The sequence below is a fragment of the Kribbella sp. NPDC051137 genome (assembly GCF_040682535.1).
In the GTDB taxonomy this organism is placed as follows: domain Bacteria; phylum Actinomycetota; class Actinomycetes; order Propionibacteriales; family Kribbellaceae; genus Kribbella; species Kribbella karoonensis.
In genome coordinates this window covers 130,243-145,875 of sequence record NZ_JBFBBI010000002.1, presented here as the reverse complement: position 1 = coordinate 145,875, position 15,633 = coordinate 130,243, and the positions used below count along the sequence as shown (strand labels likewise).

10 protein-coding genes are annotated in these 15,633 nt (G+C 69.0%); 1 reads left to right on the top strand and 9 read right to left on the bottom strand.

Features of this window, described 5'->3' with window-relative positions:
• Window positions 1–9 precede the first annotated feature (9 nt).
• The 6 genes from AB0M51_RS08150 to AB0M51_RS08125 are packed head-to-tail and all read right to left on the bottom strand — an operon-like array spanning window position 10 to window position 8,555.
• The gene (locus AB0M51_RS08150; protein WP_344201781.1) at window positions 10–1,026 is read right to left on the bottom strand and encodes an oligopeptide/dipeptide ABC transporter ATP-binding protein; all 1,017 of its coding nucleotides are present in this window, start codon (window positions 1,024–1,026) and stop codon (window positions 10–12) included.
• The gene (locus AB0M51_RS08145; protein ID WP_363748616.1) at window positions 1,023–2,030 is read right to left on the bottom strand and encodes an ABC transporter ATP-binding protein; all 1,008 of its coding nucleotides are present in this window, start codon (window positions 2,028–2,030) and stop codon (window positions 1,023–1,025) included. The genes AB0M51_RS08150 and AB0M51_RS08145 overlap by 4 nt, the downstream gene beginning before the upstream one ends.
• A 10-nt stretch (window positions 2,031–2,040) precedes the next feature.
• On the bottom strand, window positions 2,041–3,165 hold the full coding sequence (locus tag AB0M51_RS08140; RefSeq protein ID WP_344201787.1) for an ABC transporter permease: 1,125 nt from the start codon (window positions 3,163–3,165) through the stop codon (window positions 2,041–2,043).
• A gap of 2 nt (window positions 3,166–3,167) precedes the next feature.
• Window positions 3,168–4,166, bottom strand: coding sequence for an ABC transporter permease (locus tag AB0M51_RS08135; protein ID WP_344201790.1), 999 nt, complete (start codon window positions 4,164–4,166; stop codon window positions 3,168–3,170).
• A gap of 3 nt (window positions 4,167–4,169) precedes the next feature.
• On the bottom strand, window positions 4,170–6,140 hold the full coding sequence (locus AB0M51_RS08130) for an ABC transporter substrate-binding protein (protein WP_344201793.1): 1,971 nt from the start codon (window positions 6,138–6,140) through the stop codon (window positions 4,170–4,172).
• Between the two features lie 30 nt (window positions 6,141–6,170).
• On the bottom strand, window positions 6,171–8,555 hold the full coding sequence (locus AB0M51_RS08125; RefSeq protein ID WP_344201796.1) for an Ig-like domain-containing protein: 2,385 nt from the start codon (window positions 8,553–8,555) through the stop codon (window positions 6,171–6,173).
• 208 nt (window positions 8,556–8,763) lie between these two features.
• On the opposite strand from AB0M51_RS08125, the gene AB0M51_RS08120 reads away from it, so the two are divergent.
• Window positions 8,764–10,521 carry a beta-L-arabinofuranosidase domain-containing protein gene (locus AB0M51_RS08120; RefSeq protein WP_344201799.1) on the top strand — a complete coding sequence of 586 codons (1,758 nt, stop codon included), beginning with the start codon at window positions 8,764–8,766 and terminating at the stop codon, window positions 10,519–10,521.
• On the opposite strand, the gene AB0M51_RS08115 is transcribed toward AB0M51_RS08120, so the two are convergent.
• The 3 genes from AB0M51_RS08115 to AB0M51_RS08105 all read right to left on the bottom strand — a co-directional run bounded on the left by AB0M51_RS08115 (window position 10,505) and on the right by AB0M51_RS08105 (window position 15,280).
• On the bottom strand, window positions 10,505–12,547 hold the full coding sequence (locus AB0M51_RS08115) for a DUF6351 family protein (protein ID WP_344201801.1): 2,043 nt from the start codon (window positions 12,545–12,547) through the stop codon (window positions 10,505–10,507). The two genes, AB0M51_RS08120 and AB0M51_RS08115, sit on opposite strands and share 17 nt — an antisense overlap.
• Window positions 12,548–12,709: 162 nt before the next feature.
• A complete protein-coding gene (locus tag AB0M51_RS08110; RefSeq protein ID WP_344201804.1) occupies window positions 12,710–14,251 on the bottom strand; it encodes an FAD-dependent oxidoreductase in 1,542 nt (513 codons plus the stop codon).
• Between the two features lie 3 nt (window positions 14,252–14,254).
• On the bottom strand, window positions 14,255–15,280 hold the full coding sequence (locus tag AB0M51_RS08105) for a LacI family DNA-binding transcriptional regulator (RefSeq protein ID WP_344201807.1): 1,026 nt from the start codon (window positions 15,278–15,280) through the stop codon (window positions 14,255–14,257).
• Window positions 15,281–15,633: the final 353 nt, after the last annotated feature.

Sequence of the window (15,633 nt, the reverse complement as noted above, 5' to 3'; positions counted from 1 at the left end):
GGACCTCTCTTACGGGGCGGTGGTGGCCGTCAGGACACCCTTCAGATCCAGCTGCTCGGCGAGGTGGCACGCGACTCTGCGGCCAGGTTTTCCGCCGATCTCGCGCAACTGCGGCACTTCGGTCGCACACCGGTCCTCGGCGTACCCGCACCGCGGATGGAACGGGCAGCCGGCCGGCACCTTCGAGGGATCCGCGATCTCGCCGCGCAGCTTGATCCGCTCACGCTTTCCGCGCGACGCGGGGTCGGGATCCGGTACGGCGCTCAGCAGCGCCTCGGTGTACGGGTGCAGGGGCTTGGTGTAGAGCTCTTCGGTCGACGCGCTCTCGACGAGCTTGCCGACGTACATCACCGCGACGTCGTCGGCGACGTGCTCGACGATGCCGAGGTCGTGGGAGACGAACAGGTAGGTGAGCCCGGACTCCTCCTGCAGGTCGCGCAGCAGGTTCAGGATCTGGGCGCGGACCGACACGTCGAGCGCGCTGACCGCCTCGTCCGCGACCACGAGTCGCGGCTCGGTCGCGAGCGCCCGGGCGATCACCACGCGCTGCCGCTCGCCGCCGCTGAACGCGTGCGGGTAGCGGTGCGCGTACTCGGCCCGGAGCCCGACCCGGCGCAGCAGTGCGGCGACCCTGTCGTCGATCTCGTCCCGGGAGCCGGCGCCCTGGACCTTCAGCGGCTCGGCGATGATGTCGCGCAGCGTCTTGCGCGGATCCAGCGAGGAGTGCGGGTCCTGGAAGATCAGCCGGACCTGCGCCCGGTACGGCTTCAACTGCTGCTCGCTCAGCGACGCCAGGTCGACGCCGTCGAACATGATGCTGCCGGACGTCGGCTCGTACGCCCGCACGATGCAGCGGCCGAGCGTGGTCTTGCCGCAGCCGGACTCGCCGACCAGCCCGAGCGTGCGCCCGGGATCGATCGCCAGGTCGACACCGTCGACCGCCTTCACATACCCGCGGTTCCGGCCGAGAAACCCGCCGCTCAGCGGAAAGTGCATCGTCAGGTTCCGGGTCTCCAGCAGGCTCATGATTGCTCCTCGCCGTACAGCAGGCATGCCACGTCGATCTCGTCGCTGCGCACCCGGGCCGGCACGGTCGTGTCGCACTTGCCGGCCATGAACGCGTCGCACCGCGGGTGGAACCGGCAGCCCGACGGTCGTTCGTACGGCGGCGGCACCGTCCCGCGGACGGCGACCAGCCGGTCCTGCTGACTCTGTCCCAGCCTGGGGACCGAACGCACAAGCGCTTGCGTATAAGGATGTTTCGGCTTCCTGAGCACGGCGGACGCCGGGCCCTGCTCGACGACCTCGCCGAGGTACATCACCGCGACCTCGTCGGCGACCTGCGCCGCGACGCCGAGGTCGTGCGTGATCAGCATGATCGCCATGCCGAGCTCCTGCTGCAGGTCCTGCAGCAGGTCCAGGATCTGCGCCTGGGTGGTGACGTCCAGCGCGGTGGTCGGCTCGTCCGCGATCAGCAGCCGCGGCCGGCAGGACAGCGCCATCGCGATCATCGCGCGCTGCCGCATGCCGCCGCTGAGCTCGAACGGGTACGAGTCCACCCGGCGCTTCGGGTCCGGGATCCCGACCCGGTCGAGCATCTCGATCGCGCGTTCCCGGGCGGCCTGCTTGCCGACGTTCTCGTGCAGCCGGACCGCCTCGACGATCTGGTCGCCGATCGTGTGCACCAGGCTCAACGACGCCATCGGCTCCTGGAACACCATCGCGATGTCGGCCCACCGCACCTGGCGCAGCCGCTTGTCCTTCGCGGCCAGCAGGTCGAGCGGCTCGGCGCCCGAGGCGCCGGCGTCATCGTCGTACAGCAGGATCTCGCCGCCCACGATCCGGGCCGGCTTCTCCACCAGCCGCAGGATCGAGCGGGCGGTGACGCTCTTGCCGCAGCCTGACTCACCGACCACGGCCAGGGTGCGACCACGCGGCACGGTCAGGCTGACGCCGTCGACGGCCTTCACCACTCCGTCGCCGAGCTCGAAGTGGGTCCTCAACGAGCGCACTTCCAGCAAAGGTTGCATGAGAAGGCTCCTACTTGTAGGGATCGGCGGCGTCGCGGAGACCGTCGCCGACGAAGTTCATCGCGAGTACGACGACCACGACCGCGAGGCCCGGGGTGAGCAACCACGGGGCGGTGGCGACCGCGCGGACGTTCTGCGCGCCCTCGAGCAGCACACCCCAGCTGACCGCGGGTGGCTGCAGGCCGAGGCCGAGGAACGACAGGCTGGTCTCGCCGAGGATCATCCGCGGCACCGCCATCGACACCGACGCGATGATGTGGCTGGCGAACGACGGCACCATGTGGCCGAAGATGATCCCGGTCCGGCCGACCCCGTCCAGCCGGGCGGCCATCACGAAGTCCTCCTCGCGCAGGCTCAGGAACCGCCCGCGGACGTCCCGGGCCAGGCCGGTCCAGCCGATCAGCGACAGGATCACGGTGATCGCGAAGTACCTGGTCAGCGGTCCCCAGCCGCCGGGCAGCGCGGCTGACAGCGCCATCCACAGCGGCAGTGTCGGGATCGACATGATGAACTCGATGACCCGCTGGATCAGGTTGTCGACGGTTCCGCCCAGGTAGCCGGAGATACCGCCGATCAGCATCCCGAGCAGGAAGCTCGCGAACACCCCGACCAGGCCGATCGACAGCGACACCCGGGCACCGTGGATCAGCCGGGACAGCAGGTCCCGGCCGGACTGGTCGGCGCCGACCAGGAAGAACGGCTCGCCGGCCGTGACCGGGCCGATCAGGTGGATGTCGGACCTGATCGGACCGAGCAGCGAGTACTCGTCGCCGTGCACGAACAGCCCGACCTTCACGATCTTCGACTTGTCGACGGTGAAGGTCTGCTCGAACGTCTCCTTGTTCCGCGTCGACGAATACCCGTACACGAACATGCCGTGCTCCGCGGAGACGTGCACCCGTTGCGGCGGGGCGTACGGCAGCGCGGTGTGCGCGGTGTCGGGGTTCGAGGGCGCGAAGAAGCCGGCGAAGATCGCGATGAAGTAGATCGGGATCAGTACGATCAGGCCGATCAGCGCCAGCTTGTGCCGGCGGAACTGCCGCCACATCAGCCGCCACTGCGGCAGCGCGCCGTGATCCCTGAGGCTCTTCACCACCTCTTGTGCGACAGGCAGCGCCTCGGTCTGCTGGGCCATATCTATCCCTTCGAGAACCGGGTGCGGATCCGCGGATCCCACCAGGCCAGTGCGAGGTCGCTGAGCATCGTGCCGATCACCGTCAGCGTGCTGAGGATCAGTACGAAGCTGCCGACCAGGTACATGTCCTGACTCTTCACCGCGCCGAGCAGCAGCGGGCCGCTGGTCGGCAGGCTCATCACGACCGAGACGATCGTCTCGCCGCTGATCAGCCCGGGCAGCAGCCAGCCGACCGTGCTGAAGAACGGGCTGAGCGACATCCGGACCGGGTACTTGAGCAGCAGCTTCCACTCCGGCAGGCCCTTCGCCCGCGCGGTCGCGACGTACGGCTTGTGCAGTTCGTCGAGGAGGTTCGCGCGGGTGATCCGGATCAGGCCCGCGGTGCCGGCCACGCCGACGACCACGATCGGGACCCACAGGTGCGAGAGCAGGTCGAGCAGCTTGCCCAGGTTCCAGGCGGCGTCGGCGTACTGCGGTGAGAACAGCCCGCCGACGCTCTGCCCGAAGTACCGGAACCCGACGTACATCATCACCAGCGCGAGCATGAACTCCGGGACGGCCATCCCGATGAAGCCGAGGAAGGACGCCACGTAGTCACCGGTGGAGTACTGCCGCAGGGCGCTGTAGATGCCTATCGGGAACGCGATCGCCCAGACGAACAGCAGGCTGGCGATCGACAGCACCATCGACAGCAGTACCCGGCTGCCGATCAGGCTCGCCACCGACTGGTTCCAGGCGAACGACTGGCCGAGGTCGCCGTGCAGGACGACGCCCCCGATCCAGGTCAGGTACTGAACCATGAACGGCTTGTCGAGCCCGTAGTGCCGCTTCAGCTCGGCGATCTGCGAATCCGGGATGTCCTGGCCGCGGGCCTCCGCGTTCGCGATCACCGTGCTGGTGTAGTCGCCCGGCGGGAGCTTGATGACCACGAAGGTGACGAACGAGATCGCCGCCAGCGTGATGAACATCCAGACGACCCGCCGGGCCACGAATCGCAGCATCGGCTACTGTCCCATCGAGAACTGCTCGGGGTGGACGATGCCCGGGGCAACCGACTCGCTCATCGTCGACGGCACGTTGTGGAAGTCGTTCTTCACCACACCGTAGGTGTTCGGGACCGAGCTGACGCCGATGTAGTAGAACTGGTCGGCCGCGATCTGCAGGATCTGCTTGCCCAGCTCGAGCGTCTTGTCCGGGTCCGGCTCCTGGCGCGCCTGGGTGAACAGCTTCATCTGCTTCTGCACCTCGGCGGGCGGGGTGATGCCCTTCTTGCCGTCCGACTGGTACCACTGCGCCCAGCCGATCCCGTACCGTGCGGAGCCGTCGTTGGTCGGCACCCAGTAGTGGTCGCCGCCGGTACCGGTCGGCAGCACGAAGGTGCCGCAGGTCCAGGTGCCGGCGTCGTGGTCGTTGCCCTTGACCCGTTCCTTGTAGAGGTCCTCGCTGACCGCCTGGGTGCGCAGCTCGACCCCGACCGCGGCCCACCGCTTCTTCACGAACTCGATCGCCTCGACGTGGTCCGGGAACGACTCGCTGACCAGGACCGTGACCGACACCGGCTTGCCGTCCGCACCGAGCCGCTTGCCGTCCGCGGACTTCTTCGTCAGGCCGGCGGCGTCCAGGTGCTGGTTCGCCTTGGTCGCGTCGAACTCCAGGAACTGCGTGGCCAGCTGCTCGTTGTAGTACGGCGAGTCCTTCGGCGGCGCGCCCTGCCAGGGCTCACCCTGGCCGGCGTACACCGCGTCGATGACCTCCTTGCGGTTGATCGCGTGCGACAGGCCGGCCCGGAACTCCTTGTTCGCGAACAGCGCCCGCTTCACCGGGTCCTTGTGCGTCATGTTCAGGCCGATGACCATCGTGTTGGTCAGCTGGGTCGGCACCTCGAAGATCTTGTAGCCGCCCTTCTGCCGGTTCTGCGCGACGACCGGCTTGTTCTGCGGCGTACCGAAGTTCCGGTACTGCATGCCGAACTCGCCGTTCATCACCTTCAGCAGCTCGACCTGCGCGTCCTGGACGACCTCGACGCGGCAGTTGTCGATGTACGGCAGCTGGCGGCCGGCGTCGTCGACCTTCCAGTAGTACGGGTTCCGGGTCAGCGTGACCGCGGAGCTCTTGCCGAGCGGCGTCTCGACCTTCCAGGCCGCGAGCGTCGGCTGGTCCGGATTCGTCCACGGGTTCTGCTTCTGGGTGAACAGGTCGGTCCAGCTGCCGACGCCGGCCTTCTTCGCCAGCGCGTTCGCGTTCTTGTTGTACTTCAGGTGGAACTGCTGGAAGTAGTGCTTCGGCAGCAGCATCCCGTACGCACCTTCACGCTCGAAGATCGCGTCGGCGATCTGGACGAGCAGCGACGGCTGGGGTGAGGTGTAGGTCATCTTGACCGTGCGCTCGTCGACCTTCTCGACCTTCGCCAGCTTGCCGGTGTCCGGCGAGGTGAACGCGTCGTACAGGCCGTCCGGGTGCAGGCCCTCGTCGCACTGCACCTCGAGGATCGTGAACAGCAGGTCGTCCGCCGTGCACGGCTTGCCGTCCGACCACTTCAGGCCCTCGCGCAACGTGAACGTGTACACCTTGCTCTCGGCGTCGACCGTGTACTCGCAGGTGTTCGCCTCGATCTCGTCGTACCCCGGCTTGCCGACCTTGTCCGGCTTCCAGCGCAGCAGCGGCTCGTAGCGCATCGCGTACCACAGCCACTGGGTGTCCTCCTGGGTCAGCATCGCCGACCGCCAGGTGCCGCCGTACTGCGCCTTGCCCTCGAGCGGCTTGATCACCGGAGGGTTCTTCGGCAGCCGGTCCGCCAGCGCGGGCAGGGATCCCTTGTCCACCAGGGCTTTCAGCATCGGCGACTCCTTCTCGCCGGCCGTCGCCGCCTGCGCGCCGGACCCGGCGGGCTTGGTGTCGAAGAAACCGCAACCGGGGACGGTCGCGACCGCGAGCAGTCCGAGTCCGCCCTGCAGCAGGCGGCGCCGGTTGATCATGCTTTCAGTGCCTTTGGGCATCTCAATACCTCACTGCTGCTCGAGCGTGATGTTGCTGAACTGCGCGGTCCCGTAGTCCACGAGCGCGTTGTCGATCCGGCCGCCGTCGACGGCGAAACCGATGTAGAAGGAGCTGCTCGGCATCACGATCTTCTCGTAGCCGAAGCGGTCCCACTTGACCTGGTCGGTGGAGATGAAGGCCTCGAACTCGACGTCCCGGAACTGCGGGCGTTCGCGCCGGAGCAACCGCAGCCAGTAGACCTTCGTGTGGTCCAGGTACGACCCGTCCCACGGCCACGGGCCGACGCTCGGCACCGACCCGTCGGTCTGGATCCGGATCGCCTGGGCCTTCATGCCGCCGTCGTCGGTGGCGGTCGGCGCCGCGCTCGCGTTGTCGTTCACGGTGCCGTACCCGCCGGCCACGCCGTACCCGATGCCGCCGTACATGAACGGGGCGGCCGGGTCGAGGCTGTCGCGGATCATCAGGCCCGCGGTCAGGCCGTTGGCGACCTTGCTGATCTTGTCCAGCCGCGCGGTGATCTGCGAGACCGCGCCGTCGCCGCCGACCCGGAGCTTCTGGTAGACGTAGTGGAAGTTGCTGTTCCGCCCGTAGATCCGGCCCGACCCCTTGATGGTCAGTACGCCGTTCTCCAGGTTGCCCGAGCCCGGCACGGGCGGCTTGCCCACCGCGGCCGAGGTCCAGGCGCCGGTACCGGTCTGCCGGTTGACGTGCGTCTGGACCGCGGTCGACTGGGTCGCCGTGCCGTTCTTGTCGGTGGCCCGCGCGGTCAGCCAGTAGGAGCCGTCGGCAACGTTCTTCCACTGGACCTGGTACGGCGCGCTGGTCGCCGTGCCGATCAGCTGGTCGCCGACGAAGAACTCGACCTTGGCGATCTCGCCGCCCTTGGCGGCCGCGGCGTTCGCCTTGATCGTGACGGTCGGCGCGGTCCGGCCGGCAACGGTCTGGTCGTCGGCGGGGCTGGTGATCGCCACGGTCGGGTTGCCGACCGGGTTCGGGACCAGCGAGTTCAGGTAGTTCTCGAGGTATGTGTACCCGTTCGGGGCGATCTTCTGCGCGTCGGACGGGTCGTTGGGGTCCAGGCCGTTCGCCTTCTCCCACCAGTCCGGAATGCCGTCGTGGTCGGAGTCCACCGGCGCCTCGGTCTGGACGAGCTCGGGGTAGCCACCGACGTCCTTCTGCGAGTTGATCAGCCGTCCGGTGCCGTTGCGGACCTCCGCGATCACCCGGGCGTCGGCCGCGTCCCGCTTCGGCAGGATCGCGCCGGCGTTCGCGAGCACCGCGTCGTACGCCTTGTTGGCCGTCTGCAGGTCGCCGCGGCCCGGGATCGGCTGCGGCTGGGTCAGCTCGACGATGCCGCCGATCGGGTACCGGATGCCCTTGCGGTTGTTGGTGGTGACCTCGGGGTGGCCCTCGACCTGGTTGCCGGCCACGTACCACTGGCCGCCGCGGTTCGCGCTCAGCACCACCGGCGCGACCTCGGGCTGCGTGGTCGGGCCGGGCTTGTAGAAGTTGTTCATGATGTTGATGCCGTTGGCCCACTCGCCGCCGTACAGCGAGGTGTACCCGTGGTCGTAGACCACGTTGTTGTAGTGGTCGACCTCGAGCCTGATGCCCTCGGTGTAGCCGAAGCGCGGGTTGCGGCCGCCCTCGTGGGCGAGCAGGTTGTGGTGGTACGTGTTCCGCTCGCCGCCCCAGATCCCGCCGTACCCGTGCCGGTTCTTCGGGTGCGCGGACAGCGCCAGGCCCTCGGAGATGATGCACCACTGGACGGTGACGTCGAAGTTGCCGTACGGCGACAGGCACTCGTCGACGGCCCAGCTGAACGAGCAGTGGTCGATGATCAGGTTGCGGATCTGCGGGCTGACCGATCCCGGGACGTTGGTGTTGAACGAGTCGTCGGCGATCTCGTTCTCGTCGCCGAGCCGGAAGCGCAGGTAGCGGATCACGATGTCGTGCGCGCTGCCCTTGATGTTCGTACTGTGTCCCGCCACGCAGATCCCGCCACCAGGCGCGGTCTGTCCGGCGATCGTCAGGTTGTTGCCGGCGATCAGCAGCCCGGTCTCCAGCTGGATCGTGCCGGAGACCCGGAAGACGATCGTCCGGTCGGAGCCGGAGACCGCGTCACGCAGCGAGCCGGGTCCGGAATCGGCCAGCGTGGTCACCTCGTACACGGAGCCGCCGCGGCCGCCCTTCGACCACTTGCCGGCGCCCTCGGCACCGGGGAAGGCCGGCAGCTGGTCGTCGTTCGCGGTCGCGGTGGCCGCCGCGCTGCCGGTCTGCGCGCTCGCAGTCGGGGTGATCCCGAGCGAGGCGACGCCGATCGCGGCCGCGGTGGTACCGACGAATCCGCGCCGGGACCAGCCGGGTGGGACGGAAGAAGGTGTTTCGGTCATCGTCCATGCCTCATCTCAGGGGGCGCTGTCTGAATATCTAGTCAAGTCCGAATGGAACGACGGCCCTCATGGTCACGGAGGTTAAGAGCCGATGTCAAGGGCGTAACGCGGATAAATTGCAAACGATTGCAGATGACGAAATCCGCGCTCGCAATCGTTTGCACTGAACTCTTGCCTCGACGTCCGCGGCGGTGGTTACCTTGCCTCCATGCCCTTGCGCCCACTCCCCCTCGGCAGCCTGAAGATCAGCGGCGGGTTCTGGCAGGAGCGCCAGCGCACCAACCGCGAGGCGACGATTCCGGCCGCCGCACAGCGACTCGAGGACGTCGGCACGCTGGAGAACTTCCGCCGTACCAGCGGTTCGTTCGAGGGCAAGCTGTTCGCCGACACGGACGTGTACAAGTGGCTCGAAGCGGTCGCCTGGGAGCAGCTGCGCTCGCCGTCGGCCGAACTCGCCTCGTGGCAGGCTTCGGCGAGTGCCTTGGTCGCGTCCGCGCAGGAAGCCGACGGTTACCTGAACAACCACACGCGTCTGGCCCTCGGCGGACGTCGGTACGGTGACCTGGAGAAGGGTCACGAGCTGTACTGCGCGGGGCACTTGTTCCAGGCGGCTGTCGCCCAGGTGCGGGCCACCGGTGACCGCACGCTGCTCGACGTCGCGTGCCGGTTCGCCGATCACCTGTGCAAGACGTTCGGTCCGGGGCGGCTGGAAGGCGTCGACGGGCATCCGCTGATCGAGATGGCGCTGGTCGAGTTGTACCGCGAGACCGGGACCGCGGCGTACCTCGAGCTCGCCGCGTACTTCGTCGAGGCGCGCGGGCACGGCACGCTCACGGTGCCGGGGCACCACGGGCCGGCGTACTTCCAGGACCATCTGCCGGTGCGGGACGTCCGCACGATCGCCGGCCACGCCGTACGGGCGCTGTATCTCGCCTGCGGGGCGACCGATGTCGCGGTCGAGACCGGTGACGACGAACTGCTGGACGCGTTGCAGGCGACCTGGTCGACGATGGTGGAGAGCCAGACGTATCTGACGGGCGGCGTGGGTTCGCGGTGGTACGGCGAGGCGTTCGGCGATCCGTTCGAGCTGCCGCCGGACGCGGCGTACTGCGAGACGTGTGCGGCGATCGCGAGTGTGCAGTGGAGCTGGCGGCTGCTGCTCGCGACCGGGGACAGCAAGTACGCCGACCTGATCGAGCGGACGCTCTACAACGCGGTCATCTCAGGCGTCGCGCTGACCGGCGACAAGTTCTTCTACGTGAACACGTTGAAGGTGCGGCACGGTGCTTTCGCCGATGACCAGCGGTCGGCGGTCGGCGGCCGGCAGGCGTGGTTCGGGACCGCGTGCTGTCCGCCGAACGTGATGCGCACGCTGTCGTCGCTGGATCAGCTGGTCGCGACGTGCGACGACGACGGGGTTCAGCTTCAGCTGTACGCGCCGGCGTCGGTGCGGGTGGGTGAGATCGGCTTCGAGGTGGAGACCGAATATCCGTGGCACGGGACGATCCGGGTGCGGATCACCGCCACGCCTGACACGCCCTGGACGCTGGGCCTGCGGATTCCTTCCTGGGCGGAGACGCATCGGCTGACGGTCAACGGGCACGAAGGGCCGCTGCGGCGGGTGTGGTCGGTCGGCGACGAGGTCGTGCTGGAGCTGCCGGTGGCGGCTCGGCGTACGACGCCGGACGAGCGGATCGACTCGGTGCGCGGCTGCGTCGCGATCGAACGCGGCCCGTTGGTGTACTGCTTCGAGCAGCAGGACGCGCCGGTGGTGCTCGATTCGACGGCTGTCGTCGGTGGCGCCTTGGCCGAGCGGGACGAGCCCGGGTTGCTCGGCGGCGTGACGACCGTCGAGGTGCCCTCGCGGGACGGCACGTTGACCGCGATTCCGTACTACGCCTGGGCGAACCGCGAGGTCGGCCCGATGACCGTGTGGATCCGGGAGGGGCTCAGCGCGGGAAGCTGAGCCAGGTCCCGTCCGGTGGCTGCTGGTCGACGCCCGGCTTCGACCAGTCGCACACACCGTCCGGGAAGATCTCCTGCAGCTGGTTCCACTGGACGTCGGTGAACTTCGGGTACTCCGACCGCACCGGCGGAACCAGCTGGCACTTGATCACATCCGCCGCCACCCCGGATCCGGCGACCTCGCGCGGGAACGACGCCGACGGGAACAGCCGCTCGCACCGCGACGCCGGGTCCCGGTCCAGCGGCTGCGCGATGAACCCGTGCGGACCGCGGCACCCTTCGACCAGCCCGGACGGCCGGGCAGCGACGATCTTGTCGATCCGCGGCCGCGAGGTCCCGTCCGCGGTCAGCTGGGTCAGCCAATGATCCATCTCCTTGACCGCGTGCCGCAGCAGCGGGCTCGCGGTCGAGAACAGCCCGTACTTCGCGTCCTCGAGCAGGCTCACCTGGTTCGCGGCGGTCCCGTTCGCTTTCTCGAGCCGGGCGCGCAGCGAGAACGTGTGGTACCGCAGGTGGAGGTCGCCCGACGGCTGGTTGTCGGCGTACGCGCGGTAGTCGATGATCGGCACGTCCCGCAGCCCGCCGCCGCCGTTGGTCAGCCGTCCGGTCCGGTACGCCGCCCGTACCGCCTCCGGGTCCGCCTCGGTGCGGGCCGGGACCAGGTTCGCGTCCGCGTCGAAGCCGCCGATCCGCCGGTTCAGGTCGAGGAACTGCGCGGGCGTGATCACCCCGGACTTCAGCACCTTCAGCCCGTACTGGATGCCGACGTTGTCCAGCGGCCGGCGTGCGAACCCGGTCAGCGGGTCCTTGCCGTAGACGGTGATCGCATGGTCGTACACGTCGCAGCGCACGCCGCGCGGGTTCCGCGCCGGGTCGTACCGCAGGCCGACCGGGACGCTGCCGCAGTTCCGTCGCGGGTCGATCCGGCGGGCGCTGAGCGCCGTACTCGCCAACGTCTTGTAGTTCCGGAAGCCGGCCACCTGCCGTTGCTGGTCCTGGGTCCAGGCGAGGCCCGACCGGGCGAAGTACGCCGTCAGCAGCCACGCGTCGGTGATGTACGGGATCGTCCCGAAGCCGACGTCCGGGAACGAGCAGCCGACGACGATCCCGTCGAAGATGCCCGGGTAGTTGTCGGTGATCTGATGGGCCTGGTACGAACCGCCCGAGCACCCGAACCCGATCGTGAACTCGGGCCGGCCGTAGTGCTCGACGAACTGCTCCTTCGTCGTCATCGCGGCCTCGGCCGCGGTCAGGTCGTTGCAGTTCTGCGCGAAGACGTTCAGCGAGGACGACAGCAACGCGTACCCCTGCCCGAGCAGGTAGGCGTCGGTCACGGTGCCCGTGGTGCGGCCGGACCGGTACCACCCGCCGGCGCAGCCCCCGCCGAGGGTGAAGATCGCCCGCCCGTTCCAGCCCTTCGACCGCCGGGTCGGCGTCGGCGCGGCCTCGTCCAGCGGGTCGTGCAGCATCGCGGTCCGGACGATCGCCCGGTCCGCGCTCGACGTCTCCATCCGGACGATGAACGGATCGCCGGCGTCGGTGTCGGCGAGGTCCGCCGGGTACCTGGTCGCGCCGGCCGGCCACTTCGCGTACTTCCCGGAGGTCGTCCGGTAGAAGTAGTCGACCCGCGGCGCGATCGTGCAGTCGTCGTCCAGCGGCGGTCCGAGCGTGCCACCGATCACTGGGATCGTTGCGTTCGCGGTCTCGCAGACGTACGGCTGCTCGCGCGGCCCGGCGAACACGGGACCTTGCCGCGGCGAGTCGCGCACCTCCAGCGTCGTACGCCGGCCGCCCGCCTCGGCCCGTAGGACGTTCTTCCCGAGCCGGATCCCGCTCACCAGGCCGGTCAGGCCGGTGTCGTCGGCGCTGAACACCGGCGACACGTCCTTGCCGTTCAGAGTCACCCGTACGTCGTCCGCGTCCGCCTCGGACACGTCCACGTGGACGAGGGCATCACCGCCGGTCACCATGTCCGGACGGCTGGACAGGATCTGCAGCTCGATCGGACGCGAGGTGACGGCCGGCACCAGCGGGAAGACCAGCGCACCGGCGAGCAGCGCGGCGACGATCCGGCCTGGTCGGGATGTCAGCGGTCCTCCTCAGCGGGTCGGTCAGGCGCAACTGGTCAATTGTCCCGGACGGACCGGCCACCGTGACCAGCGGTCTGGTGCCGCTGCCGAGCCGGCCCTTCAGTCGCGATGGGTGCGGATGTCTTCCGGCCACGCCAACGGGATCTTCAGGGTGTCCGCCAGCAGCCGCTGGAAGTCGGCCAGGTGGATGGGGTCGTTGCGGACCTTCCGTGGTGACAGACCGTTCGTCAGGCAGAACGCCGTCAGGGCACCGACGGCCTCGCCGATGCTCCATTCGACCGGGTGCAGGCGGTAGCAGCCGTTGGTGATGTGCGTCGTCCCGATGTTCTTGTTCGCCGGCAGCAGGTTGTCGACCCGGACCGGGATCAGCGCGCCGAGCGGGATCTGGAACGGGTAGGCCTCGATGTCGACGTACGTCCGCCCCGCCGTACTCGGATGCAGGTCGATCCGGTACCGCCCGAGCCCGACAGTGTCCGCGAAGACCTCGCTACCGGCGCCCTCCGGCCGGGCTTCGACGCCGACGTGCTGCTCCAGCACGGTGAACTCGGCCCGGATCCGGCGCGCTTCCCGGATGTACGGCGCCTTCGCGAGGCCGTCCGCCGTACCGGTCACGTCCGGGCGCAGACGCAGGCCGGGATACCCGCCCTCGGTCTGCATCCAGTACAGGAACGACAGCGAGAGGTCCCGGCTCGCGGCCAACGCCTCCGAAGAATCCGGAAGCAGCGGCTTCTCCCAGTAGTCCAGCTGCGGCCAGTTCACCACCGTGACGTCCGGGATCGCCTTGTCGACAAAGTTGCTACTGGCAAGGATCTGCCGGTACCGCCAGAGCGAGAACGGCGCACGCTGCTCCAGGTTCGCCTCGAACAGCTTCCACTCCCGCTGCTCCAGCGTCACCGGTACGACGTCGGTCCAGGACAGCTGCGGTCCCGGCCAGAACGGCGCGACGGTGTCCCGCCAGTGCTCGTACCCGGCCGGACGGTCGATCGTGTGGTCCTCCCCCGGCCGGTGCTCCAGCGCGAAACACCACGAGAACGCCTGCTGGTCCAGGGGGTTCGCGACCTCCGGCGCGTGCAGTTCGCCGGTCTCGTCACGGCCCTCGGCCCCGATCACGTGCTCGACACCGGCCAGCTCGAGCAGATCACCGAGCTCGGTCGCGTCCACGACGTACGACGCCGACACCGTCAGCTCCCGGCCCGCGCCCCGGAACGTGACCGCCTCGACCTCGTCGCCGTTCGTGGCGGCCGCGATCGGCTCGTGCTCCATCAGCACGATCAACCGGCCGGACGCCCGCCACGGCGCCAGCATCTCCTCGATCACGGCGACCGCCACGCGGGGCTCGTGGCAGAAGCGGCTCACGACGCCGAGGCCCGGGTCGAGCAGCGGATCCGCCGCGACCTCGGGCGTCAGCGGGTAGTTTCGGCGGTAGTAGTCGCGGATCCGGCGGCGCAGCTCGGCGTACCCGGTGGCGGCGTACTGCTCGATCCACGGGTGCTCGTCCGGCGGGACCAGCTGGCTCGTCAGCTGCCCACCCAGCCAGTCCGTCGGCTCGGTCAGGACGACACGACGGCCGAGACGTACCGCGGTCAACGCCGCAGCGACGCCGCCCAGCCCGCCACCGACCACCAGGACATCTGTTCGCACCCGTCACTCCTTCGTTCGACGCGGCTCGGCGACGGTTTCGCCGGCCACCAGATCGCAGGCCACCAACTGACTGACCGGTTCCGCCGCCGGATCCTCGACCCGCGCCACCAGCGCGTCGATCGCGATCCGGCCGATCTCCTTGCGCGGGACCACCAGGCAGTCCCAGCGCTGCCCGGGCTCGTCGTCCGAACCCTCCAGCACCGCCACCGACAGGTCCTCCGGGATGCGCAGACCGCGGGCGGCCAACCCGGTCCGCAACTCCTCCGCCAACCGGATGCCCTCGGCAACCACTGCTGTCTCCGGACCGGCCGCCAGCTCGTCCAGCCACTCCTCCGACAGCCCCGGTTCACCGCGGAAACCCGGTGACCGGTCCTGCAGCCCGAGCCGTTCGACCGCGGCGCGGTACCCTGCACGGCGGTCGACGTACGCTTCCTGCTCGATACCCTCACGCAGGTAGGCGAAGTGCCGGTGACCGCGGTCGGCGAGCGACGTCACCAGCCGATCGGTGGCGGCCACGTAGTCCGGGACGATGCACGGGATGTCCGCGCCGGCCACCTCACGGCGGCCGATGTGCACGAACAGGTACCCGTCATGCCACAACCGCGCCAGCTCCTCACGGTCGGTCGCGGCACCGAGAAGCACGGCCCCATCGGCGAGGTTCAGCCGGTTCGTCCCGTCGCGGTAGATCCGCCGCCGGCCGTCACTGGCCCCCGTCGACGTGAACAGGACCAAGTCGTACCCGACCTCTTCGGCCCGCTCCTCGATCCCCAGCAGGAACTCGAAGTAGAAGTCCTCGCGGGCGTGCGGGAAGACCGCCTCGAACGTATGAACACCCAGCAGGCGGTTGCGCTTGTTCCGCAGGTTCCGCGCGGCGGCGTTCGGGACGTACCCGAGCTCCTTCACCGCTGCTCGGACCCGCTCCTGTGTCTCCTCGGGGATCCGATCGACGTCCCCGCTCACCACCCGGGAAACCGCGGACTGAGAGACACCCGCGAGCCGGGCGACGTCGGACTGTCGTGGTGCCTTCACTTCTCCTCCCACAGCCAGCTCATACGTATGCGCAGAACCTACGGACCCCCCTGTGCCTTGTCAACAACCGAGCCCCAGCACCACCGACCCCCGCCCCGCAACCGCGAGTTCGCACCACGTCATACCCGCGCCCCCGCGGCACCTCCCCGCCCATCCCCAGCACCACCCCAACCCCACCGGCCCAACCCCACCGGCCCAACCCCACCGGCCCAACCCAGGCCCCGCCACCCCCACCGGACCACACCAGCTCCCACCACCCCCACCACCCCGCCAGGCCGTCGGCGCTCAACCGAATGGGGTTGGAGCTAGGAGAAGGAACTCTTCATGCGGGTGATCCTGGTGGTCGCGGAGTA

Coding starts and splice junctions, on each gene's coding strand:
- AB0M51_RS08150 (WP_344201781.1), bottom strand. CDS start 1,026: ATGAGCCTGCTGGAGACCCGGAACCTGACGATGCACTTTCCGCTGAGC.
- AB0M51_RS08145 (WP_363748616.1), bottom strand. CDS start 2,030: ATGCAACCTTTGCTGGAAGTGCGCTCGTTGAGGACCCACTTCGAGCTC.
- AB0M51_RS08140 (WP_344201787.1), bottom strand. CDS start 3,165: ATGGCCCAGCAGACCGAGGCGCTGCCTGTCGCACAAGAGGTGGTGAAG.
- AB0M51_RS08135 (WP_344201790.1), bottom strand. CDS start 4,166: ATGCTGCGATTCGTGGCCCGGCGGGTCGTCTGGATGTTCATCACGCTG.
- AB0M51_RS08130 (WP_344201793.1), bottom strand. CDS start 6,140: ATGATCAACCGGCGCCGCCTGCTGCAGGGCGGACTCGGACTGCTCGCG.
- AB0M51_RS08125 (WP_344201796.1), bottom strand. CDS start 8,555: ATGACCGAAACACCTTCTTCCGTCCCACCCGGCTGGTCCCGGCGCGGA.
- AB0M51_RS08120 (WP_344201799.1), top strand. CDS start 8,764: ATGCCCTTGCGCCCACTCCCCCTCGGCAGCCTGAAGATCAGCGGCGGG.